The sequence below is a fragment of the Flavobacterium erigeronis genome (genome assembly GCF_054075165.1).
Genome location: NZ_JBSKGP010000013.1, coordinates 1 through 24,160, shown reverse-complemented (window position 1 = coordinate 24,160; position 24,160 = coordinate 1). Strand labels below are relative to the sequence as shown.

At 33.0% G+C, this 24,160-nt stretch carries 24 protein-coding genes; 17 read left to right on the top strand and 7 right to left on the bottom strand.

The genetic code is table 11. The features are described 5' to 3' along the window. Window positions 1-96: 96 nt before the first annotated feature. The 3 genes from ribD (at window position 97) to ACWA1F_RS21820 (ending at window position 2,477) form a co-directional block, all read left to right on the top strand. Window positions 97-1,143, top strand: a complete 1,047-nt coding sequence (ribD, locus tag ACWA1F_RS21830) for a bifunctional diaminohydroxyphosphoribosylaminopyrimidine deaminase/5-amino-6-(5-phosphoribosylamino)uracil reductase RibD (RefSeq protein ID WP_456896905.1) — start codon at window positions 97-99, stop codon at window positions 1,141-1,143. After that, window positions 1,136-1,738, top strand: coding sequence for an HAD family hydrolase (locus tag ACWA1F_RS21825; RefSeq protein WP_456896903.1), 603 nt, complete (start codon window positions 1,136-1,138; stop codon window positions 1,736-1,738). Before ribD ends, ACWA1F_RS21825 begins: the two co-directional genes overlap by 8 nt. A gap of 106 nt (window positions 1,739-1,844) precedes the next feature. Next, complete coding sequence (locus tag ACWA1F_RS21820) at window positions 1,845-2,477, top strand: IMPACT family protein (protein ID WP_456896901.1); 633 nt, start codon at window positions 1,845-1,847, stop codon at window positions 2,475-2,477. A gap of 31 nt (window positions 2,478-2,508) precedes the next feature. Here ACWA1F_RS21820 and ACWA1F_RS21815 read toward each other — a convergent pair whose 3' ends face one another. Further along, window positions 2,509-2,913 (bottom strand): acyl-CoA thioesterase, encoded by a 405-nt coding sequence (locus tag ACWA1F_RS21815; RefSeq protein WP_306156228.1) that lies wholly within the window; start codon window positions 2,911-2,913, stop codon window positions 2,509-2,511. Between the two features lie 187 nt (window positions 2,914-3,100). Here ACWA1F_RS21815 and dnaA point away from each other — a divergent pair, with 187 nt between their 5' ends. From dnaA to scpA, 11 genes are all read left to right on the top strand, one after another. Beyond that, window positions 3,101-4,528 (top strand): chromosomal replication initiator protein DnaA, encoded by a 1,428-nt coding sequence (dnaA, locus tag ACWA1F_RS21810; RefSeq protein ID WP_095931847.1) that lies wholly within the window; start codon window positions 3,101-3,103, stop codon window positions 4,526-4,528. Window positions 4,529-4,535: 7 nt separating this feature from the next. After that, window positions 4,536-5,003, top strand: coding sequence for a low molecular weight protein-tyrosine-phosphatase (locus ACWA1F_RS21805; protein ID WP_456896898.1), 468 nt, complete (start codon window positions 4,536-4,538; stop codon window positions 5,001-5,003). A 63-nt stretch (window positions 5,004-5,066) separates the two neighbouring features. Next, complete coding sequence (locus ACWA1F_RS21800; RefSeq protein ID WP_306156230.1) at window positions 5,067-5,780, top strand: SAM-dependent methyltransferase; 714 nt, start codon at window positions 5,067-5,069, stop codon at window positions 5,778-5,780. 140 nt (window positions 5,781-5,920) lie between these two features. Next, complete coding sequence (locus tag ACWA1F_RS21795) at window positions 5,921-6,319, top strand: energy transducer TonB (protein ID WP_456896896.1); 399 nt, start codon at window positions 5,921-5,923, stop codon at window positions 6,317-6,319. Between the two features lie 35 nt (window positions 6,320-6,354). After that, a complete protein-coding gene (locus tag ACWA1F_RS21790; RefSeq protein ID WP_456896894.1) occupies window positions 6,355-7,482 on the top strand; it encodes a methionine aminotransferase in 1,128 nt (375 codons plus the stop codon). Window positions 7,483-7,557: 75 nt separating this feature from the next. Then, window positions 7,558-8,439: an SDR family oxidoreductase gene (locus tag ACWA1F_RS21785; protein WP_198858279.1), complete on the top strand. Its 882-nt coding sequence runs from the start codon at window positions 7,558-7,560 to the stop codon at window positions 8,437-8,439. Between the two features lie 369 nt (window positions 8,440-8,808). Then, window positions 8,809-9,417: a uridine kinase gene (gene udk / locus ACWA1F_RS21780; protein WP_111289226.1), complete on the top strand. Its 609-nt coding sequence runs from the start codon at window positions 8,809-8,811 to the stop codon at window positions 9,415-9,417. 156 nt (window positions 9,418-9,573) lie between these two features. Further along, window positions 9,574-9,906: an FtsB family cell division protein gene (locus ACWA1F_RS21775; protein ID WP_125723347.1), complete on the top strand. Its 333-nt coding sequence runs from the start codon at window positions 9,574-9,576 to the stop codon at window positions 9,904-9,906. Window positions 9,907-9,920: 14 nt separating this feature from the next. Next, on the top strand, window positions 9,921-11,282 hold the full coding sequence (locus ACWA1F_RS21770) for a methylmalonyl-CoA mutase subunit beta (RefSeq protein ID WP_456896891.1): 1,362 nt from the start codon (window positions 9,921-9,923) through the stop codon (window positions 11,280-11,282). Window positions 11,283-11,294: 12 nt separating this feature from the next. Continuing rightward, a complete protein-coding gene (locus ACWA1F_RS21765) occupies window positions 11,295-11,480 on the top strand; it encodes a hypothetical protein (RefSeq protein ID WP_456896889.1) in 186 nt (61 codons plus the stop codon). A gap of 14 nt (window positions 11,481-11,494) precedes the next feature. Beyond that, window positions 11,495-13,627, top strand: coding sequence for a methylmalonyl-CoA mutase (gene scpA, locus ACWA1F_RS21760; RefSeq protein WP_456896887.1), 2,133 nt, complete (start codon window positions 11,495-11,497; stop codon window positions 13,625-13,627). Between the two features lie 40 nt (window positions 13,628-13,667). Here the strand turns inward: scpA and ACWA1F_RS21755 are convergent, their stop codons facing one another. The 4 genes from ACWA1F_RS21755 to dapF all read right to left on the bottom strand — a co-directional run bounded on the left by ACWA1F_RS21755 (window position 13,668) and on the right by dapF (window position 17,222). After that, window positions 13,668-14,306, bottom strand: coding sequence for a peptidoglycan-binding protein LysM (locus ACWA1F_RS21755; protein WP_456896885.1), 639 nt, complete (start codon window positions 14,304-14,306; stop codon window positions 13,668-13,670). Between the two features lie 474 nt (window positions 14,307-14,780). Then, window positions 14,781-15,821 carry an endolytic transglycosylase MltG gene (gene mltG, locus ACWA1F_RS21750; RefSeq protein WP_456896883.1) on the bottom strand — a complete coding sequence of 347 codons (1,041 nt, stop codon included), beginning with the start codon at window positions 15,819-15,821 and terminating at the stop codon, window positions 14,781-14,783. Window positions 15,822-15,831: 10 nt separating this feature from the next. Continuing rightward, window positions 15,832-16,365: a GNAT family N-acetyltransferase gene (locus ACWA1F_RS21745; protein ID WP_456896881.1), complete on the bottom strand. Its 534-nt coding sequence runs from the start codon at window positions 16,363-16,365 to the stop codon at window positions 15,832-15,834. A gap of 74 nt (window positions 16,366-16,439) precedes the next feature. Further along, entirely contained in the window at window positions 16,440-17,222 is a 783-nt protein-coding gene (gene dapF / locus ACWA1F_RS21740; RefSeq protein ID WP_456896879.1) for a diaminopimelate epimerase, read from the bottom strand. Between the two features lie 161 nt (window positions 17,223-17,383). Here dapF and ACWA1F_RS21735 point away from each other — a divergent pair, with 161 nt between their 5' ends. Both ACWA1F_RS21735 and ACWA1F_RS21730 read left to right on the top strand, forming a co-directional pair. Continuing rightward, complete coding sequence (locus ACWA1F_RS21735; protein WP_306156239.1) at window positions 17,384-18,784, top strand: trypsin-like peptidase domain-containing protein; 1,401 nt, start codon at window positions 17,384-17,386, stop codon at window positions 18,782-18,784. 173 nt (window positions 18,785-18,957) lie between these two features. Beyond that, window positions 18,958-20,406: a glyceraldehyde-3-phosphate dehydrogenase gene (locus ACWA1F_RS21730; protein WP_456896877.1), complete on the top strand. Its 1,449-nt coding sequence runs from the start codon at window positions 18,958-18,960 to the stop codon at window positions 20,404-20,406. 55 nt (window positions 20,407-20,461) lie between these two features. On the opposite strand, the gene ACWA1F_RS21725 is transcribed toward ACWA1F_RS21730, so the two are convergent. After that, a complete protein-coding gene (locus ACWA1F_RS21725) occupies window positions 20,462-20,920 on the bottom strand; it encodes an Lrp/AsnC family transcriptional regulator (RefSeq protein ID WP_306156241.1) in 459 nt (152 codons plus the stop codon). Between the two features lie 201 nt (window positions 20,921-21,121). Here ACWA1F_RS21725 and ald point away from each other — a divergent pair, with 201 nt between their 5' ends. Then, window positions 21,122-22,240, top strand: coding sequence for an alanine dehydrogenase (ald, locus tag ACWA1F_RS21720; RefSeq protein ID WP_456896875.1), 1,119 nt, complete (start codon window positions 21,122-21,124; stop codon window positions 22,238-22,240). A 121-nt stretch (window positions 22,241-22,361) separates the two neighbouring features. On the opposite strand, the gene pafA is transcribed toward ald, so the two are convergent. Then, entirely contained in the window at window positions 22,362-23,981 is a 1,620-nt protein-coding gene (pafA, locus tag ACWA1F_RS21715; RefSeq protein ID WP_456896873.1) for an alkaline phosphatase PafA, read from the bottom strand. Between the last annotated feature and the right edge of the window lie 179 nt (window positions 23,982-24,160).

Here is a 24,160-nt window from a genome sequence, read left to right as displayed (position 1 = left end):
AAAGATAGTTTTTTGATACCGTTACAACTTTTAAGATTGTTTCATAACAGACTTTTTTACGCTAGCGATCAACTCAAAATTAACTACTTTTGCACTGTGAATATACATGAAAAATACATAAAACGCTGTATAGAACTTGCTCAAAATGGTTTTGGAACAACTTACCCAAACCCAATGGTTGGCAGTGTAATTGTCTATGAAAATCAGATTATTGGCGAAGGCTGGCATAAAAAAGCGGGCGAACCGCATGCTGAAGTAAATGCAGTTAATTCTGTCAAAGATAAATCTTTGCTAAAAAAAGCAACTATTTATGTGAGTTTAGAACCTTGCAGCCATTTTGGCAAAACTCCTCCTTGTTGCGATCTGATTATTGCCAATAAAATTCCGAATGTTGTTGTGGGAACGGTTGACCCTAACGAAAAAGTTGCTGGAAGAGGAATAAAAAAACTGATTGAAGCCGGTGCTAATGTTACGGTTGGGATTTTAGAAGACGAATGCAACGAATTGAATAAACGTTTTTTTACTTTTCATCAAAAAAAGCGACCTTATATTATTTTAAAATGGGCAGAAAGTCAAGATGGCTTTTTGGCTCCAGAAAAAACCATCGGTCAAGATCGAAAACCAATTTGGATTACGAATGAATATTCCAGACAATTGGTTCACAAATGGCGAACTGAAGAACAGGCTATTTTAGTTGGAACACAAACTGTTGTTGACGATAATCCAAAGCTGAATGCCCGAGATTGGTTTGGAAATAATCCCACAAGAATCGTTATCGATCAAAACAATCGAATCGAAGAAAACAGTTTTATTTTTGATGAAACGGTAAGAACAATTGTTTTTTCTAAAATTTCAAAACCTTCAAAAGAAAATACGCAGTTTGAAGCAATTGATTTTGGCAAAAATGTTATTCCACAGATTTTGGATGTCTTATATCAGAATCAGATTCAATCTGTAATTATTGAAGGTGGAAGACAAACACTTCAATCTTTTATAGATGAAAATCTTTGGGACGAAGCCCGAATTTTTATCGGAAAAGCAAATTTTTCAACAGGAACAAAAGCGCCTGTTATTTCGAGGAAAAATAGTTCAAAAACCAATATTTTACGTGACGAATTAATACTGATTAGAAATTATGATTGATGCTATAATTTTTGACTTTGGAGATATTTTTATCAACTTGGATAAACCTGCCACAATTTCTGGTTTGCAAAAACTGGGAATGACGGAATGGAATTCTGATTTTGACCAATTGAATCTTTCGTTTGAAGTTGGAGCAATTTCGCCAGAAGATTTTGTTGGCGGTTTTCAAAAACAATTGCCAAATGCTTCTAAAGAAGAAATTTTAAAAGCTTGGAATGCTGTTCTAGCAGATTTCCCTTTTTATCGATTGGAGTTTCTTCAAGAATTATCAAAAAAATATCGTTTATTTCTGCTCAGCAATACCGATTCGATTCACATCAATACATTTGAAGAAAAAAGTGGCGTTTCTTTTTACAAAGATTTTTATGCTTGTTTCGAAAAAGTATATTTTTCATTTGATATCGGAATGAGAAAACCAGATCCAAAAATCTACCAATTTGTTTTGGATGAAAATAATTTGACTGCCGAAAATACTTTGTTTATTGATGATAAAACCGAAAATACCGACAGCGCTGCTGCTTTAGGAATCAAAGTCTGGAATCTTCAAGTTGGCAAAGAAGATGTGGTTGATCTTTATAAAAAAAATATACTTTAAGAAAAAATAAGCCACAGATTAAAGGATTCATACAGATTTTCATTAAAAAAAATCCTTAAAATCTTTTTAATCTGTGGCTAAAAAATAAAATATAAGATTATCTCTTTTGGAAATTAACGACACTTATCAAACTATTGCATCTGCATCTGAAGAAATACTGTTTAAGGAAAAAGGCAGTAAATTCTTTGGCTATGCATTTCCGATAGATCATGAAGACGAAGTAAAACCCATAATAGAAGAACTCAAAAAACAGCATCCGCACGCTGTGCATTATTGTTACGCTTACCAAATTGGTGTTGGAAATAAAATTTCGTATCGCGCCAACGATGACGGCGAACCAAGCAATACGGCTGGCGCGCCAATTTACGGCCAAATACAATCTTTTGGATTAACTAACGTTCTTGTTGTAGTGGTTCGTATTTTTGGAGGAGTAAAATTAGGCGTTGGCGGTTTAATAAGTGCTTACAGAACTACAGCCCAAGAAACATTACAGATTTGTGAAATTGTTGAAAAAACCATTGATGTCGAATTTTTAATTTCTTTTGATTATAAAAACATGAATAAAGTAATGCGTGTTATTAAAGAAAAGAAATTAGAAATCGTATCTCAAGAAATGGAAATGGATGAAGATTCTGGTTTGCCAATTGGCAAAATTGTGACGAAAACACGAAAAAAAAATGCCGAAACGGTGTTCAGCATTTTTGATTTAATGTTCGAAATCGATATTAAATTAGTATAAAACGTTAGAAAAAAGCATTGCGTTTTAACAATTATTCAAGCGTTTTAAATATATCTAAAATGTATTCTGGAGGAGCTGTTGGACGACCCGTTTTTAACGCAACAAATACTAAAATAAACGTCGCAGTTGTTAATAACTCATTTGCTTCATTATAGATTGCGCAGTCAAATTCAATCTTGACAGAAGAGTGACTTTTAAAAGTCGTATGAATTGTTAAAAGTTCGTCATATCTTGCCGACTTTTTATAATTGATATTCATGTTCACAATCGGAAGGCCAATTCCGCTTTCTTCCATGCTTTTATACGAAACCCCTTTATTTCTAAGCCATTCCACGCGTCCAATTTCAAAATAAGGAACATAATTGCCGTGATAAACGACTCCCATTTGGTCAGTTTCTGAGTAACGAACTCGTACTTGAGTCTGGTGATTTTTCATTGATAAAATATTAAAAAAATTCGAATTTAAAAAGCCTCTTTACAACTTTTTTTTATAAAATTAGATACCAAAATATTTTTTTTTACAGAAATTTGTTCACATATTTGTTATCCCGAAATACGGAATAAAATTGCTCCTCTTTTATTAGGAGAATCTTTATAACAATAATAAAAATTTATCTGAATCTATGACTAAAACTGCTCAATCGGTATGGGAAAACTGTTTGTCCTTTATAAAGGATAATATTCAAGACCAAGCATATAAAACTTGGTTTGAACCAATCAAATCAGTTGAGCTAACCGATAACGCATTATACATTCAGGTTCCAAGTAAATTTTTCTACGAATGGCTCGAAGAGCACTACGTAAAATTATTGAAAGTTGCGCTTACCAAAGAACTGGGAAAAAACGCAAAGTTACTCTATAAAATTAAAATGGAGAACACTTATGGCAATAAACAGCCGTTTACCGAGCAGCTGCCAAGCGCCAACAGAGTGCCAATGAAACCGCAAGAGGTTGATGCTCCGTTTAAAAACCTAAATCCTGAACTTAAAAATCCGTTTGTAATTCCTGGAATTAGAAATTTAAAAATTGAGTCTCAGTTAAATCCGAACTATAGTTTTGATAATTTCTTAGAAGGAGATTCGAACCGTTTGGCTCGTTCTGCGGGTATGGCGGTTGCCAACAAACCTGGAGGAACTTCATTTAACCCATTATTAATTTTTGGAGGAGTTGGTTTAGGAAAAACGCACTTAGCGCATGCTATAGGCGTAGAAGTAAAAGATAAGTATCCGGAAAAGACTGTTTTATATATTTCTGCAGAGATTTTTACACAGCAATATATTGATTCTGTCAAAAAGAATAATCGTAACGATTTCATTCATTTTTATCAGTTAATCGACGTATTAATTATTGATGACGTTCAGTTTTTATCTGGAAAATCTGGAACACAAGATGTATTCTTCCATATTTTCAACTATTTACACCAAAACGGAAAACAAGTAATTCTTACTTCAGACAAAGCTCCCGTTGACATGCAGGATATTGAACAAAGATTATTATCTCGTTTTAAATGGGGATTATCTGCAGAATTACACCAGCCTGATTACGAAACTCGTATCTCAATCTTAAAAAACATTTTGTACCGTGATGGTGTAGAAATGCCAGAAGATATTTTAGAATACGTTGCAAGAAACATCAAATCTAATGTTAGAGAATTAGAAGGTGCTATCATTTCGTTAATCGCTCAATCTTCTTTCAATAAAAAAGAAGTTACGATTGAATTGGCTAAAAGTGTTGTCGAGAAATTTGTTAAAAACGTAAAGAGAGAAATCTCTATCGATTATATCCAGAAAATTGTTTCAGACTATTTCCAATTGGATATTGAAACACTTCAATCTAAAACCAGAAAGAGGCACGTTGTTCAAGCAAGACAATTAGCAATGTTCTTTGCAAAAAAATTCACTAAGGCTTCTTTGGCAAATATTGGTTCACAAATTGGAGACCGCGATCACGCAACTGTTCTTCATGCTTGTAAAACAGTCGACAATTTAGTTTCTACAGACAAGCAATTCAAAAAATTTGTCGAAGACATTAATAAAAAACTAACGCTATAACGCGATCATGCCAATAAAAGTTTTAATGGTTTGTTTGGGGAATATCTGCCGATCTCCTTTAGCAGAAGGAATTTTAGCTTCTAAATTACCTCAAAATAAATTCTTCGTTGATTCGGCTGGAACAGGCTCTTGGCACGTTGGCCATTGTCCCGACAAACGTTCTATAGAAGTTGCCAGAAAAAACGGAATTAATATCAGCGCTCAAAAAGGCAGACAGATTCAAGTTTCTGATTTTGATGAATTCGATTATATTTATGTAATGGATGGTTCGAATTTTCGCGATGTGCTGCATTTAGCCAAAACTCCAGAACATAAAAACAAAATCCGCATGATTTTGAACGATTTATTTCCAGACGAAAATGTCGATGTTCCAGATCCATATTATGGAAGTGTAAATGGTTTTGACAACGTATATCAAATGCTAGACGAAGTAACCGATATCATTGCAGATCAACTTCTTAAAAAACATTCTTAATACAATTCAATTGTTTCTTAAAAAGAGATAATTGAATTTTTTAATTTAAAACAAAAACACATTATGAAATCTTTCGGAAAACTATATTTAATTCCAACCACAATGGGCGAAAGCGATCCGATGGATGTTTTACCTCAAACTGTTAGAAGAACTATAGAAGTTATAGATCACTATATTGTTGAAAACGACAAGACTGCCAGAAAATCTATTAAAGCAGTTTATCCAGAGAAAAAACAATCAGAATTGGTTCTTTTTACTTTAAATAAAAGAACCGAAACTAGCGAACATTTAGATTTCATCAAACCTTTATTAGAAGGAAAAAATATGGGTTTAATGAGCGAAGCCGGCTGTCCAGGCGTTGCTGATCCGGGCGCTGTAATAGTAAAGTTAGCACATGAAAAAGGAATTCAGGTGGTGCCTTTGGTTGGACCTTCTTCTATCCTATTGGCTATGATGGCTTCTGGAATGAACGGCCAGAGTTTTACTTTCAACGGATATTTACCAATTGATAAAGACGAAAAAAAATCGGCGATTCGTCATTTTGAAAGATTATCTCAGGATAAAAATCAATCGCAACTATTTATAGAAACTCCCTATAGAAACAATAAATTAATTGAAGATCTTTTGCAGATTTTAAATCCGTCAACACATTTATGTATTGCAACCGATATCACTTTGCCAACTGAGTTTATCAAAACTTTGAAAGTATCAGATTGGAAGAAATTAAAAATTGATATTGATAAACGACCTACAATTTTTATTATTCATAAAATGTAACTAAGATAAAAAAGACTTATTCTATTATTTTACAAACCTTTAAAGCAAAATAAGTAGTTTACCTATTTTTAATTTTGTCGATATTACATAATTGTTTCATATAGCTCTTAAATATGAATCAACTTAATATCTACTTAATCATGAAAAAGTTCTTAGTTATAATTTTTATTTGTTCTTTACAAAATCTATTTTCCCAAACTGAGAAAAACAAACATCTTATTACCGAAGATGATCATGTTTATAATAATTTACGTATTGTGCCAAACTTTCCTGGTGGTTTTAATGTCTTATATGAATTTGTCCGTGCAAATTTTAGATGTCCAGACGAAAACCCTAATATCAAAGGAAAAATTTTTGTAAATTTCGTAGTTGAAAAAGACGGAACACTAACTAATTTTAAAATATATCGTGATCTTGGATATAACACTGCCGAAGAAATTATTCGAGTTTTACAATTGGCTCCAAAATGGATTCCCGGCAGACAAAATGATGAGCCTTTACGATTTTCATACACAGCAGTTTTCAATATAAACAATTGATTTAACACGCAAATTTCCCCAAATCAAACTTTATTATGAGTAAACTCCCAAACGTAACCACAAGCATTTTCACTGTCATGTCAAAAATGGCAGCTGAATATAATGCGATAAATCTTTCGCAGGGATTTCCAAATTTTCCTGTTGATAAAAGACTCACCGATATTGTTGCTAGGTTATCAAAGGAAAACGTTCATCAATACACTCCAATGGCAGGTTATCCGCCATTGATGAATAAAATTGCTAAACTAACTTTTGATTCTTATAACAGAACAATCAATCCAGAAACTGAACTTTTGGTTACGGCTGGCGCTACTCAAGGAATTTTTACTACAATTTTAGCATTAGTAAAAGAAAATGATGAAGTAATTATTCTCGATCCGAGTTACGATTCGTATGAATCTCCTGTTTTACTTTGTAAAGCAAAACCTGTTCGAGTTCCTCTAAACGATGATTATACGCCAAACTGGGAAAGAATAGAGAAAGCCTGTTCTGCCAAAACCAGAATGATGATCATCAATAATCCGCACAATCCAACTGGAAAAATTTTAACCGAAAATGATTTTATTCAATTAAAAAATCTTCTTGAAAAATATCCTGACATTATTATTCTTTCTGATGAAGTTTACGAATACATCACTTTCGAAGAAAAACATATTTCGGCACACACCAAAGATTTTCTTTTAGATAGATGCGTCATGGTTTCTTCTTTCGGAAAATCATTTCATATTACAGGATGGAAAATCGGCTATACGATTGCGCCTGAGCATTTAATGAAAGAAATCAAAAAAGTGCATCAGTTTTTGGTTTTTAGCGTTAACAGCATTTCTCAATTTGCTATTAGCGAATATTTGGATGTTGTTGATGTAAATTTACTTGGAAAATTCTATCAAGAAAAAAGAGATTATTTTCAGAAATTGCTTCAAAACAGTCGTTTCGAATTAAAACCTTGCGAAGGAACTTATTTTCAAGTTGCTTCTTATATCAATATTTCAAATGATGACGATGTCACTTTCTGTAAAAACCTTATTATAGATCATGGAGTTGCCGCAATACCAATTTCAACTTTCTATTCCGATCATAAAGACCAGAAATTAATTCGTTTTTGTTTCGCTAAAGATAACTTCACGCTTGAGTCTGCAGCAAAAAAATTATCTGATATATAAAATTTCTCAAAATTTTATAACATTATTATGCGTGCATCCTATTTTATTTAACTAATATTGTAAAAAAGAAAAAGTATGAGCTATACAGATAAAATGTTACGTGACGATGCTTTACAAGGCAAAGTTATTGTCGTTACAGGCGGCGGAAGTGGTTTAGGTAAAGCTATGACCAAATATTTTCTCGAATTAGGAGCTCAAGTAGCGATAACTTCTAGAGATTTAGAGAAGTTAAAAACTACAGCTGCCGAATTGGAAAGCCAAACTGGAGGCAAATGTCTTCCTCTCCAATGTGACGTTCGTCATTACGAAGAAGTAGAAAATATGCTTCAGGAAACTTTAAAAGTTTTCGGCAAAGTAGATGTTCTTTTAAACAATGCGGCAGGAAATTTTATTTCGCCAACAGAAAGATTGTCGGCAAATGCATTTGATACTGTGATAGATATCGTACTTAAAGGTTCTAAAAACTGTACGTTAGCCTTTGGAAAACATTGGATTGACACCAAACAAACATCGGCTACGATTTTAAATATCGTTACTACTTATGCTTGGACAGGTTCTGCTTACGTTGTTCCTAGTGCTACTGCAAAAGCTGGAGTTTTAGCTATGACTAGAAGTCTGGCTGTAGAATGGGCAAAATACGGAATCCGTTCTAACGCTATTGCTCCGGGGCCATTCCCTACAAAAGGAGCTTGGGACAGATTATTGCCTGGAGATCTTTCAGAAAAATTCGATATGGCTAAAAAAGTGCCATTAAAAAGAGTTGGAGATCACCAGGAATTAGCCAATTTAGCAGCTTATTTAGTTTCTGACTTTTCATCTTACATCAACGGAGATGTAATTACGATTGACGGAGGCGAATGGTTAAAAGGCGCTGGACAATTCAACTTATTAGAAGCAATTCCAGAAGAACTTTGGGATCAGCTTGAAATGATGATAAAAGCAAAAAAGAATAAATAATTACAAGTGCTTACTAAATTCAGAATATTTTTTTAAACTATACTGATTGCACGAAATCCCGAAGGTTTACTTTCGGGATTTTTTTTTAGTTTTTTTACCATGTAAGTTCATATAAGGAATTATAAGTTAAGAGTTTATTTTAAGTTTCATTTAAGCTTAAAGAATTACACAGCTTATTATATAAATATGCAATAGAAATTATCTATTCTTTTCTCATTATATGTGCTATAAATTCAGTGAAAAACTATTTTCATTATCATCCAGTGACTAAAATTAACTTACATCGCTTATATGGTTTAAAACAAACAATATGTTTATTCAATTCAGTTAAATTATTATTTTTGCGGAACAAATTATAACATCAAATTTATGCTCATTATAGGAATTGCAGGAGGAACAGGAAGTGGAAAAACAACGGTAGTACACCAAATCATGAACGAATTGCCACATACTGAAGTTGGGGTGATTTCTCAGGATTCTTATTACAAAGAAACTACCAATTTGTCTTTTGACGAAAGAGCATTAATCAATTTCGATCACCCGAGAGCAATTGATTTCGAATTATTGGTAAAACATTTAAAAGCGCTAAAAGCAGGAGAAACAATTGACCAGCCGGTGTATTCTTTCATTCAGCACAATAGAACCGACGATACCGTTTCGACACATCCAAGAAAAGTAATGATTGTAGAAGGAATTTTAATTCTAACAAATCCAGAATTAAGAGATATGTTTGATATTAAAGTTTTCGTTCATGCCGATTCTGACGAAAGATTAATTCGTCGTTTAAAAAGAGATATTTCAGAACGTGGACGTGATATTGACGAAGTTTTAAATCGTTATCAAACAACTTTAAAGCCTATGCATGAGCAATTTATCGAACCATCTAAAGCTTTTGCAGATATTATTATCCCGAATGACAAATACAATACGGTAGCAATTGATGTAGTTCGTGCTGTAATTAATCAGAGAATTTCATAATTTTTATCGTAAATTTAAACCATAATAATTAGGAGCTGATTCCCGCTATTCGTTACAATCTTTTGTGTCTCGTTAAAGAAACGAGACACAAAAGGATTTTCACTACTATCGGGGCTAGAGACAACACTCAAATTCAAAAGAAATATTCGTTTAGAAATGAAATTTAAAAATCCATACAAAGACAAAAAATGGTTTAAATACCTTGGTAACAAATACGTTTGGGTTTTGCTATTTTTTATAGTTTGGATGTTATTTCTAGACAATTACTCCTATTTTGACCATCGTTTTTTAGATGGACAAATCAATGAACTTCAGGATAATAAAAAGTATTATCAGGAAGAAATCAAAAAAGATCAAGAGCAGATCAAATTGCTCAAAAATCCTGAACAAATTGAGAAATACGCACGCGAAAAGTATTTTATGAAAAAAGACAGCGAAGATATTTACATCATTCAATTTGAAGGAGACACGATTCAAGAAAAAGAATAATCAAACAACATAAAATGGCCACTAACCTATTCGACGATTTTAATCCGATTTCATCCAAACAATGGAAACAAAAAATTCAGTTTGAATTGGATGGAGCCGATTACAATCAGACTGTTATTTGGAATTCTCCAGAAGATATTCAGGTAAAACCTTTTTATCATAGCGATGAATTTACAAAAGCAGCAAATGTAAATACGCAAGCCTCAGATTTTAAAATCTGCCAGAATATCTTTGTTTTCGATATAGAAAAATCTATTGAACGCGCTTTAAACACTTTAGAAAGAGGTGCAGAAAGCCTTCGTTTTACTATTCAAAACGAAAAAATCGACATTGAAAAACTATTGGAAAATCTTCCTTTAGAAAATAGCGTTTATTTTCATTTGAGTTTTATTTCAATCGATTTCGTAAAAAAATTAGATAATATTTCGCTTCAGAAAAAAGCACATTTTTACTGCAATTTTGATCCAATAGGACAATTGGCACGTGAAGGAAATTGGTTCTCTACTTCTGAAAAAACAAATTTTGATACTTTAAATCTAGTTTTTAAAAATACAACTAACCTAAATATAGTAAGTGTAGATTTAGGATTGTATCAGAATTCGGGAGCAAATATCACACAACAAATTGCTTATAGCTTAGCGCATGCAAACGAATATCTAAATCGTTTTTCTGATAATGCAAAATCAATTGTTTTTCAGGTTTCCGTTGGAACAAATTATTTTTTCGAAATTGCTAAACTGCGCGCACTTCGAATGCTTTTTGATTTAATTGCTGCAGAATATAATTCAGAAATTAAATGCCATTTATTGGTAACGCCAACCAAACGCAACAAAACGATTTACGATTATAACGTAAACATGTTGCGTACAACAACTGAATGTATGTCGGCAATTTTGGGTGGTGCAGATGCAATTGCCAATTTGCCATATGATGCTTTATATCATAAAGACAACGAGTTTGGCGATAGAATTTCTAGAAACCAACTTTTAATTTTAAAGCACGAAAGTTATTTTGATAAAGTAAACAATCCAGCTGACGGAAGTTATTACATCGAAAGTCTAACCATGCAATTGGCCGAAAAAAGTTTAGCTTTATTTAAAGATATTGAAGCAAACGGCGGATTTTTAAAACTTCTAAACGACGGTACAATCAAAAAGAAAATTCAAGAAAGCGCCAATAAAGAACAGGAATTATTTGATTCTAAAAAAGAAATTCTTTTAGGCACAAATAAATACCCGAATAAAGAAGATCGAATGAAACATGATTTAGAATTGTTTCCTTTCGTTAAAATAAAACCAAGAAAAACATTAATTACACCAATAATTGAAAAAAGATTGGCGGAGAAAATGGAGCAAGAAAGATTGGAATTGGAATAAATATTATAATCTGTGGAGTCAATTAAAAAAAATACAATTACCAATAGCAGCTCATTAGCAATTAATGAGTGCGAGATTCCTTTGTGGCAAATCAATCAAGTGAAAAAACGAACAGAGGAGTATTTAAAAAATCCTGAAAGTGCAACTGATATTAACGATTTCTTAAAAGAAATCGATGTTGAACTAAACCAATTTTAAATAATATTTTACAATTGAGAAAAGACCTTAAACATATTACTCTTCAAAGTCAAAAGTTGAAAGTTGAAAGTCAAGAATTAGAAAACTTGACCGAAAACTTTACAACTGCAGAAGGAATTGAAATTAAAAAAAACTATTCAGAGAAAGATATCGAAGATTTAGAATTTCTTGATTTCGGAGCTGGCTTTGCACCTAACTTACGCGGGCCTTACGCCACAATGTATGTGAGGCGCCCGTGGACGATTCGCCAATATGCTGGGTTTTCTACAGCAGAGGAAAGCAATGCTTTTTACAGAAAAAATTTGGCTGCAGGTCAAAAAGGACTTTCCATTGCGTTTGACCTTCCAACACATCGCGGTTACGATTCTGATCATGAAAGAGTTGTGGGCGACGTTGGAAAAGCAGGTGTTGCGATAGATTCAGTCGAAGATATGAAAGTGCTATTCGATCAGATTCCGCTAGATGAAATGTCTGTTTCAATGACTATGAATGGTGCTGTTCTTCCTATTATGGCTTTTTATATTGTCGCTGCTGAAGAACAAGGCGTCGCTCCTGAAAAATTAGCTGGAACCATCCAAAACGATATTTTAAAAGAGTTTATGGTGCGAAATACCTATATCTATCCTCCAACTCCTTCCATGAAGATTATCGCAGATATCTTTGAATTTACGAGCAAAAAAATGCCAAAATTCAATTCGATATCAATTTCTGGTTATCACATGCAAGAAGCTGGTGCAAGTGCAGATATTGAGTTGGCTTATACATTGGCAGACGGTTTAGAATATATCAGAACTGGATTATCTACAGGAATGACAATTGACGATTTTGCACCGCGATTGTCTTTCTTCTGGGCAATCGGCATGAATCATTTTATGGAAATTGCCAAAATGAGAGCTGGACGTATGATTTGGGCTAAATTATTAAAACAGTTCAATCCGAAAAGCGATAAATCTCTAGCATTGAGAACACATTGCCAAACCAGCGGGTGGAGTTTAACCGAACAAGATCCGTTTAATAACGTCGCTAGAACTTGTATTGAAGCTTCTGCTGCAGTTTTTGGAGGAACACAATCTTTGCATACTAATGCACTAGATGAGGCTATTGCACTTCCAACAGATTTCTCAGCTAGAATTGCTAGAAATACACAGATATTTCTTCAGGAAGAAACTAAAATCACTAAAACGGTAGATCCTTGGGCTGGCAGTTATTATGTTGAAAGTTTAACCAATGATATCGTTGAAAAAACTTGGAAACTCATTGAAGAAGTAGAAGAACTCGGCGGAATGACAAAAGCCATTGAAGCTGGAATTCCGAAACTTCGAATTGAAGAAGCTGCTGCAAGAAAACAAGCAAGAATTGACAGCGGACAAGACATTATTGTTGGCGTAAATAAATATCGTTTAGAAAAAGAAGATCCGTTAGATATTTTAGATGTAGATAATCAGCTGGTTCGTAAACAGCAAGTAGAGCGTCTTGAAGAAATAAAGCGAACACGAGATTCTGAAAAAGTAAATAAGTCACTAGAAAAATTAATCCTTTGTGCGCAAACAGGTCAAGGAAACTTATTAGAAAATGCCATTGAAGCCGCTAGAAACAGAGCAACACTAGGCGAAATAAGCAATGCATTGGAAACTGTTTTTGGCCGTTTTAAAGCGCAAATTAAATCTTTTAGCGGAGTGTATAGTGCAGCAATAAAAAATGACGAAAATTTTGAGAAGGCAAAACAACTAGCAGATGTTTTTGCCAAACAAGAAGGAAGACGTCCTAGAATTATGATTGCAAAAATGGGACAAGACGGACACGATAGAGGAGCAAAAGTAGTCGCAACCGGCTACGCCGATGTAGGTTTTGATGTTGACATTGGCCCTCTATTTCAAACTCCCGCAGAAGCAGCAAAACAAGCTGTAGAAAATGATGTTCACATTTTAGGCGTTTCATCACTTGCGGCGGGTCATAAAACATTGGTTCCGCAAGTTATAGAAGAACTAAAAAAACACGGACGAGATGATATAATGGTAATTGTAGGTGGTGTAATTCCGTCTCAGGACTATCAGTTCTTGTTTGACGCTGGAGCATCGGCTGTTTTTGGTCCAGGAACTAAAATAAGTGAAGCAGCAATAAAAATCTTAGAAGCTTTAATAGATTAAAAAAGAAAATCCCTTTTAAAGGGATTTTTCTTTTTTTAGTTTAGTCATTAACTGTTGCGTTACTATCAGCTTCTATAAAAGAAAGATCGTAACCTGCAAAATCTCTCATATAGCTTTTCAAAGAAGTTCCAAAAGCATCTCTAAAATGTCTGCTTCCTTTGTTTTTGAAAAAGTTCTTTACAGAACCTGCCCCGCCTAAATGCGCTGCAGCTAAAATTCCAGATTCGGTAATTTCAATACCACTGATGATTTTGCCTTCATACTTTTCGATTTCGTTTCTTAAAATCCATTTGTTTTTGGCTAACAAAGCCATGAAAGCTTTTTCTTGTAATGCAGGATCTTTTAAAAAGGCTTTATTATCATTAATTCCGATCGCTCTTAAAGCTTTAGAACCAAATTGATATTTGCCCATATAACCAAGAGAATTCACTAATCTGTATTTCCCTTGTGATTCTTTAAAAGCTACTGCTTCTTTAAATCCTATAAGATGATTGCCTGTGTATGGGACGTTGGTGTTCGGATAATCATCCTTTTCTTTTGATGGAAAAATGTATTCTGATCCATCTGTTTTTTCAATTAAAAACCAAGGTTTGGTTTCGTGACTAGAGGGAATAAATCCCAAACTTAAAAATGTAATAATAACGACTAAACTCGCATAAAAATACCATTTCTTTATCATAAATTGTTTTTCTTCAAGACACTGTCACTCTCTTGAAATTTCTACGGTGCAAAGATAAGACATTTTCAAAATATACTAAAAACCAGCACTTTAGCATTTTTAAGAGAAATTCTAAAATCGCTTTCATCCCAAGTATACTAATAGATTCCGAAAGATTTTGGTAACGATTTTTTAACCTTAAAAATCAATTTTTAAGGCAAAAAAAATTCTAATTTTATATAAATTTTAAGCATTTTTTATTAAAAAGAAAGAATTGACTTACGGAATAAGAGCGCTTTTTTATGTAGATCTTGAAATTCAGTTTTTGAATTTTATAAAATTCAACTTCGAAAATTGCTTATTTTTTTTATTAATAAAGATTAAAAAACACACAAATTAACAATTCCATATTTTTTGCGTTTTCGAAAGTATTTTGCAATAAAAAAACCGAAGCTAAAATTCACTTCGGTTTCTAATATTTTATTTAATGCAAACTTATCTTGTCACTCCTTGACTCGCGATCCAATCTGAATATTTTTTCGCATTTACATTATGTTCTGCCAACGTTGCTGCAAATTCGTGATATCCGAAACGTTCAACACTTGCACAGAAATAAATATAATCGTTTTTCTCTGGGTTTAAAACTGCTTCTAATGCTGTAATATCAGGCATCGCAATTGGTCCTGGAGGAAGTCCTTTATTTACATAAGTGTTATATGGAGATCTCATTACCAAATCATTATAAAAAACTCTTTTAATCACTTGATCAAAATTATTGTCTCTTAGTTTCAAAGCATAAATAACCGTTGGGTCTGCTTGCAATGGCATTTCTAAACGTAAACGATTTAAATAAACGCCAGCAATACGAGGCCTTTCGTCTTTTTTAACCGATTCTTTATGAACGATCGAAGCTAAAATTGTAGCTTGAACTGGAGTCAAACCTTGTGCTTTTGCTTTTTCAATTCTTTCTGCTGTCCAGAAATTATGATATTCTTTAATCATTTTATCACGAAACTTCTCTGCAGAAGTATTCCAATAAACCTCATAAGTGTTTGGAATAAACATTGCAAAAACATTTTCTTCATTAAAACCATTTGCTGCTAAAAAAGTAGAATCTCTAAATGCTTTTACTAAAGATGTGCTGTCAGCTTCGATTTCTGCACCAATTCTTCCAGCAAAATTTTCTAAACGCTCTTGATTATTAAAAACCAATTTAACTGGAATATTAGAACGCATGGCACGAACCAAATCAATATTGTTCATGTCTTTCTTTAAAAGAAAACGACCCGATTTTACATTTTCAGGGTAATCTCTTTTTTCTGCAACCATTTCAAAATTGTCAAAATTCTTGACATAAGGTACTAAAATCTTTTTTACATCAGCATAATTCGCGTCTGTTGGCACATAAACGTATACTTCTTTTTCTTCAAATTTAGTATTAGAACTAAATATTTTACTGATTAAAATAAAACCATAAATCAGTAGAGCTGAAATTATGGCTACGGCACTTATTGTGATTATTTTTTTTAGACTCAAAGCTTAAGTTTTAAATTTGTTTATTAATTAGCTGAAAAATTGCTTCATCTTGATAGTGGTTATGATACAAAATCCAATCTTTCTTTATTCCGATTTTCTTAAAACCAAATTTAGTAAAAAGTGCAATACTGGCTACATTTTGCACACCAATATTTGCATACAATTGATGAAGATTTAAATTATAAAAAGAATATTTAATTAAAAGTTCTAAAGCCTCAGAACCAATATTTTTCCCTTGATTTTCCTCTTTCTGAATTACAATGCCAATTCCCGCCCTATTATTTCTAGGATCAAAATCAAACAAATCAATCAATCCAACAGCAGGAAAATCTTCGTCTAAACAGATTGCCAAACGAAGCTGTTTTGCTTCATAAATATCTTGATGGGCATTTTCTAAATATTGTTTAATCAAAAAACGGCTATAAGGACTCTGCGTATTACTGACTTCCCAGATATTCTCATCATTTTCTATAGAATAGATGAACTCTAAATCTTGAGGTTCAAGTGCACGCAAATAAATGTTTTCGCCTTTGAGTGTGATCATTTACAATTTTAGATTTTAGTCCCGATAGCTATCGGGATTGGAATTTGTGATTTTAAAAAATTAGAATTTTACTTTTATATCTCAATTGTTCCTTTAAAAACAAATTTTGCTGGTCCTGTCAAGAAAACATTCGTGTAACCATCATTCTCTTTATCGAAAGAAACTACCAATTTTCCGCCTTCAACATTTAAGTTTATCGAAGTTTTATCGGTTTCTCCAATCGCATTCATAGCAATTGCAACGGCTGTAGCGCCAGTTCCGCAAGCAAGAGTTTCGTCTTCAACACCTCTTTCGTATGTTCTCAAAGAAAAAGTATCATTATCTACTTTTTTCACAAAGTTGATATTACTTCCTTTTTCTCCATACAATTCTCCATAACGAATTGCGGCTCCGTTTTCTTTTACGTTATAATGTTCTAAATCGTCAACAATTTGAACATGATGAGGCGAACCTGTATTTAAAAAAGTATAAGAATCTTTTTTCTGAATTTCATTTACATCAATCATTTGCAAAGAAACAATCGAATCGGCATTAACAGAAGCATGGTGTAATCCGTCAGTTGCGATAAAAGTCGTTTTATCATCAATTACACCCAATTGATTGGCAAAAGCAACCAGACAACGGCCGCCATTTCCGCACATCGAACTTTGGTTTCCATCAGAGTTATAATAAACCATTCTGAAATCGGTTTCAGAATCATTTTCTAAAAGAATTAATCCATCAGCTCCAATTCCGAAACGTCTGTCACACAGTCGTTCAATAAGTTTTACATCGTCTTTTGGAAAGAAATTTGTACGATTGTCAATCATTACAAAATCATTTCCTGTGCCTTGATATTTATAAAATTCTACTTGCATTTTTTAGTTGTTAGAAGTACAAAAGTACGAACTATTAATTAATGAAATGTTAATCATTGTTAAAGAGCGTTAAACCGTTTTTACAAATAATTTTTTGAAGTAATTTTACGTTAAATAAAACATGAAACGTAAATCCTAATAACTTAATTACAAATTCTAATATGAAAAGATTTTCAGCCTTATTTTTAGTGTCATTATTAAGTGGTGCTATTACTCTTGGTGCTTACAAGTTATTATTTGAAAGCAACAATTCTTTTTTTGGCAAAGGAAATTCTGTTGTAACTCTTGCCCCTAACTCTTACGGAAAAAATGTTGGTTTAGGAGCTGAAATACTCGATTTTACTGAAGCCGCAGACAAAACAATTCATACTGTTGTTCACGTAAAAAATGTTTCGAGAAGAACTGTTAGCAACCCAATGCTAGAGTTTTTCTACGGATATGGCGGACAGCAGCAACAAGAACAAGTTGGAACTGGTTCTGGCGTAATTATTTCTGAAGATGGATATATCGTTACGAACAATCACGTAATTAAAGATGCCACAGAAATTGAAATTACTTTAAATAACAAAAAATCATACAAAGCGAAGTTAATCGGTACTGATTCGAAAATGGACATTGCCCTTTTGAAAATCAATGCTGACGAAAAACTTCCTTACACCGCTTTTGCGAATTCTGACAGTGTAAAAGTGGGTGAGTGGGTATTGGCAGTTGGAAATCCTTATAACTTGACTTCGACTGTAACTGCCGGAATTGTTTCGGCGAAAGCCAGAAATTTAGACCAAAGCGGAATCCAATCTTTCATTCAAACTGATGCTGCTGTAAACCCAGGTAATAGTGGTGGAGCGTTAGTAAATGCTCGCGGTGAATTAATTGGAATTAACACCATGATTTCGTCAATGACTGGTTCTTATGTTGGGTATTCTTTTGCTGTCCCTTCTAATATTGCACGCAAGATTATTGAGGACATTATGGAATATGGAAATGTGCAAAGAGGAATTCTTGGCGTTGAAGGTGGTGAATTAAACAGTATGGCATCTAAAGAATTAGGAATTACAGAAACGCAAGGATTCTATATTAATAGAGTTTCTAAAAATTCTGGTGCAGAAAAAGCTGGTTTGACTAAAGGAGACATTATTGTAAAACTTGACGAGCAGAATATTTCTACTTATGCAGATTTATCAGGTTACATCAATACAAAACGTCCAAACGATGTGGTTAAAGTAACTTATATCAAAGACGGTAAAACAAAAACTGTTCCTGTAACTTTAAGCAAAAACGAATTTTACAGTGCTGAAGTTAAAGGAATTGAATTAGAAAACATTGATGCTGCTGACAAGAAAAAGTTTAGAATTGATTATGGTGTAAAAATTAAAAACATCACCAACGAGAATTTAATGCAATATCAAAACGAATTGTTAGGAAACATCATTTTGAGTATTGATAACGTTAAAGCAACAAATGTTGAAACAGTTTCAAAACTTTTAAGTAAAAAAGACGAAGGACAAAGTGTTCGAATTGAAATGATCAACAGAAATGGAGAGATTTTCAGAATCATAATTTAATGGACAAATTACAGTTCTTGAGCTAAGATTAAAAAACTTTAAAAAAGCTATTTAAAGAAATTTAGGTAGCTTTTTTATTTTCAAAAATAAATGCTAAAATAGTTTACGAAATCGATTGAAATAGATACTTTTGCGCAAAATTTTAAAATAGTGAGCATTTTATTTTTTCAATTATGAGTAACAAAACATTGTACCAAAAAGAGGTAACATTACAAGTCGACCGACGAAAAGCCGGAGTCGAATTAATCAAAACCATAAGCGATTTATGGTATGACAAATCAATCGAAATGGTTTTATTCAAAAATCAATTATTGGATAAAAACGTAAGCGATATTATCAATCTTCATCAATATGCTGGTGAATTTGTAGGCAAACCAATAACTATTTTCGATTCGGTTGAAATTGCAAAAGTGGTTTTGTCTTTAGATCTTCCGCCAGCAAAAATAGATTTAGGAAAGCTGACGTACGAGTATCGTTTAGAAGATGAAAAATATCCTGATGCAAGATATTTTGTTATTGAAAAATTGAAAAAAGCAAAATCATCAAAAGAAATTCAGCCGAAAGATGTTGTCTTGTATGGTTTTGGAAGAATCGGACGTTTATTGGCAAGAGAGCTGATGTCTAAAACTGGAAAAGGAAATCAATTGCGTTTGAGAGCAATTGTAACACGTGATAAAAATGACGCATCGAGTTTAGAGAAACGAGCTTCTCTTTTAAGATACGACTCCATTCACGGAGATTTTCAAGGATCTGTAATAGCCGATTCTAAAAATAATGCTTTAATTATTAACGGCACAACAGTTCATATTATTACCGCAAATTCTCCTGAGGAAATTGATTATACTTCTTATGGAATTAATGATGCTTTAATAATTGATAATACTGGAGCATTTACAACCGAAGAAGCACTAAAAAGACATTTAACCTCAAACGGAGCAAGTAAAGTTTTATTGACTGCTCCTGGAAAGGGCGTACCGAATATTGTTCATGGTGTAAATCATAATGATTTTAATCCTGACGAAATCAATATTTTTTCTGCTGCGTCTTGCACAACAAATGCCATTACTCCAATTCTAAAAGTAGTTGAAGAAACACTTGGCGTTGTAAAAGGACATTTAGAAACCATTCATGCTTATACCAATGACCAAAATCTGGTTGATAATATGCATAGAAAGTACCGTCGTGGAAGAGCTGCTGCTTTAAATATGGTTATTACCGAAACTGGTGCAGGAAGTGCGGTGGCAAAAGCGTTACCAACATTAGAAGGAAAATTAACTTCAAACGCTATTCGAGTTCCTGTTCCTAATGGATCTCTCGTTGTTTTAAATTTAGAGGTTAAAAAAGCAACGTCAATTGCAGGAATCAATAAAATTATGAAGAAATATGCTCTTGAAGGAGAATTGGTTGAGCAGATAAAATATTCTTTAAACAATGAATTGGTTTCGTCTGACATAGTAGGAACTTCTGCTCCATCTATTTATGACAGCAATGCTACAATTGTATCTAAAGACGGAAAAAACATTGTATTATACATTTGGTATGATAACGAATATGGATATAGCCATCAAGTTATTCGCTTGGCAAAATATATTGCCAAAGTAAGACGTTATACTTATTATTAATTCAACCAAACTAACTGTTTTTTAAAACCATCAAGTTAATCTTGGTGGTTTTTCTTTATATAGGAAGTACAGTTGTGCTTTTTACTTCCGAAATAACAAAAACAGTATTTATTAAAGAAACTTCAGGCAGGACCGATAGTTTTTTCTGATGAAAATGATGATAACTTTCCATATCAGGAATTATAATTTTAAGCATATAATCAAAATTTCCAGAAACGTAATTGCATTCCACAACTTCAGGCAAATCCAAAATCGACTGATTAAACCCTTCCGAAGTATCGTAAGTTTGCTTAGTGAGTGTAACTTGGCAGTAAACGGTCAAATTATTTCCCAGTTTTTTCTTGTCTAAAAGAGTGACATATTTCTCTATAATCCCATCTTTTTCAAGACGTTTCACTCGATCGTGAACAGGAGTTAAAGACAAATTTATTTTGTTTGCGATGTCTTTTAAAGTATAATGCGCATCTTCCTGTAAAAGACGTAGGATTTTTTTGTCAATTTCATCTAAAGCCATAACGAAAACGTTTTATTAAAATTAGTCCGATTTAGTCTTTTTTTCTTTTTTAAGAATAAATTCTAAGTCAAAACAGAATATTTTTCTGTAAAAATAAAAAATAAAATAATATTTTCTTATTTATCAAGCATTAAACCATAATTTATTCTCTATCTGTAGATTTGTAAAACAATTTCAATAAATAACAAAAAATATAACAAAATGATAATAGGTGTTCCTAAAGAAATAAAAAATAACGAAAACAGAGTTGCCTTAACTCCTGCAGGTGTTTCTGAAATGAAAAAACACGGACATACAGTTTATGTTCAAGCTACTGCTGGTTTAGGAAGTGGTTTTGCTGACGCGGAATATGCTGAAGCTGGAGCAGTTGTTTTACCAACAATTGAAGAAGTTTATGCAATTGCAGAAATGATCATCAAAGTAAAAGAGCCAATTGCTTCTGAATATCCATTGATCAAAAAAGATCAATTATTATTCACTTACTTCCACTTTGCTTCTTCTGAAGAATTGACTCATGCAATGTTAGAAAAAGGAGCTGTGTGTTTAGCTTACGAAACTGTAGAAAAAACAGACAGAAGCTTACCATTATTAGTTCCAATGTCTGAAGTTGCAGGTCGTATGGCAATTCAACAAGGAGCTAAATACTTAGAAAAACCACTAAAAGGAAGAGGAATTCTTTTAGGAGGTGTTCCAGGTGTACCACCAGCAAAAGTATTAGTTTTAGGCGGAGGAATCGTAGGAACTCAAGCTGCTAAAATGGCTGCCGGATTAGGTGCTCAGGTAACTATCATGGACTTAAGCTTACCACGTTTACGTCAATTAGATGATATCATGCCAGCAAACGTAAATACAGAAATGTCAAACCACTACAATATTACAAGAGCAATTAAAGATGCTGACTTAATTGTTGGAGCAGTTTTAATTCCAGGAGCAAAAGCACCTCACTTAATTACTCGTGATATGCTTAAATTAATGCGTCCAGGAACTATTGTTGTTGACGTAGCTGTAGATCAAGGAGGATGTATCGAAACTTGTACTCCAACTACTCACGAAAACCCAACTTTTATTATTGACGATATCGTTCACTATTGTGTTGCTAATATGCCAGGAGCTGTACCTTACACTTCTACTTTAGCTTTAACAAACGCAACTTTACCTTATGCTGTACAACTAGCAAACAAAGGATGGGAAAAAGCGTGTGCAGAAAATGAAGAATTGAAAAAAGGATTAAACGTAGCTAATGGAAAAATCCTTTACAAAGGAGTTGCAGAAGCTTGGAATCTTCCTTTTAACGAAGAAATAGTGTTAGCAAACGCATAGGCTAATACTTAAACAAGTGCTTACTAAATCACTTTTACAAAAGGCTTTTCTTTATTGAAAAGTCTTTTTTTTGCATAAAAAAACCTGTCGCGAAGACAGGCTTTTAAAATATAATTGATGCTTATTTTTTGTTATCTAAAACTTCAGTCATTACTTTAGCTTCAGTTCCATTCGGAAAAGTAACTTTAATTTTCTGAGCTATAGTTGGAGCGATTTCTGTAATTGCTTTTTTATCATAAGATTCACCTTTTTTAATGTGCCATCCATAAAAAATTGCTGGAACATGTGTATCATAACTATAAATAGTTCCATGAGATGTACCTGTAGCTGTATATTCAATAACTCCAGGTTTATCTACAATAACCAAGTCTCCGTTTTGCGTAACGTCATAACCTTTCGCTACAAAATTTAAAGAATAATCATTTCCAGCATTCACCAAAACTTCTTCTTCTGTATAAACCTTCTTAACTTGCGGTTGAGTAATTAAAAACTCTTTAAAAGCTTTTTTAACATTCGCTAGCTCTAAACCTTTATCTTTTATAATCTGCTTATTAAAAAACACATTAAAATTAGAATAGTTTTGAATCAAATCTACACCAAAAGTTTTAGTTGAAAAATCCTGTAAACTTTTCTTAACCTCTTTAGAAGGATAATTGTCTACATTATATTTACGATCTTTCAAATAAATTACGTTTTCGGCTCCAGCATGGTCTGCAGTTAAGAAAAGTAAATAATTCCCTTTACCAACTGTTTTGTCCAGATAAGCCAAAAAATCAGCAATTGTTTGATCTAATCTCAAATAAGTATCTTGCAATTCCATTGAGCGAGGCCCAAGTAAATGACCTACGTAGTCTGTAGAAGAAAAACTAACTGTTAGGAAGTCTGTAATATTATCTTTTCCTAATTCTTCCTTTTCGATTGCTTTTTTTGCAAATTCAGCCAGCAAATCATTACCAAAAGGAGTAGCTCTAATTACTCCAGCATCATTCTTCTCATACATTGATTTCAAATCGTATGGAAAAACAGGAGCTGCACTTCCATACAATTTCCCTTCATAAGGATTATTATCTGGAAGGCTTTCATTATAAACAGAAGCCGGCTTATACAAATCCCAGCCTTTATTAATATATTTTAGGTAGTTTTTCTCATTATTGAATTCTGTAACCCAATCAGGCAATTTTTCGCCGTAAAAACTACTAGAAATAAAAGATCCTGTTTTACTAAACCAAAAAGCCCAATTAGCAAAATGACCTGCTGGTAATATTGCTCCACGATCTTTTAAACTCATCCCAATAACTTTTCCGTTAAAATTGGTAGCCATTCTAACTTCGTCAGTAATTGTAGTACTTTGAAGGTTTTTTGGAGACATTGCACCTTCTTCTGCAGTACCGTCACCTACAGTTTTAACTCCTGCATCATCTGTGCAATACATTTCTTTTCCAAGAGTTCTACTAAACCATTCATTACCAACAATTCCGTGAGTAGCAGGTGTAGTACCTGTGTAAATTGAAGCATGTCCTGGAGCTGTGTAAGTTGGCATATAATTATAATGCATATTCTGGAAAGTAAATCCATCATTCATTAACCTCTTAAAGCCATTTGGAGAAAAATCGTCTGAAAAACGATATAAATATTCCATTTTCATCTGATCGACAACTATACCTACAACCAACTTTGGACGTTGTTGCGCACTTAAGCCTGTTACAGCAAGAAGTGCTAACAATAAAATATTTTTCTTCATGTTTAAATAAAATAATTGAAATACAAAAATACTCATTCAAATTCAAAAAGTCTAAAGTATCAATATTTACCTCAAACAATTGACTATAATTTAACACTTATAAATTAGTGCAATAATAGTTATAGCGTTCCAAAAACGGTTATAAAACAGAAAACCCCATCCGGTTCGGATAGGGTTTT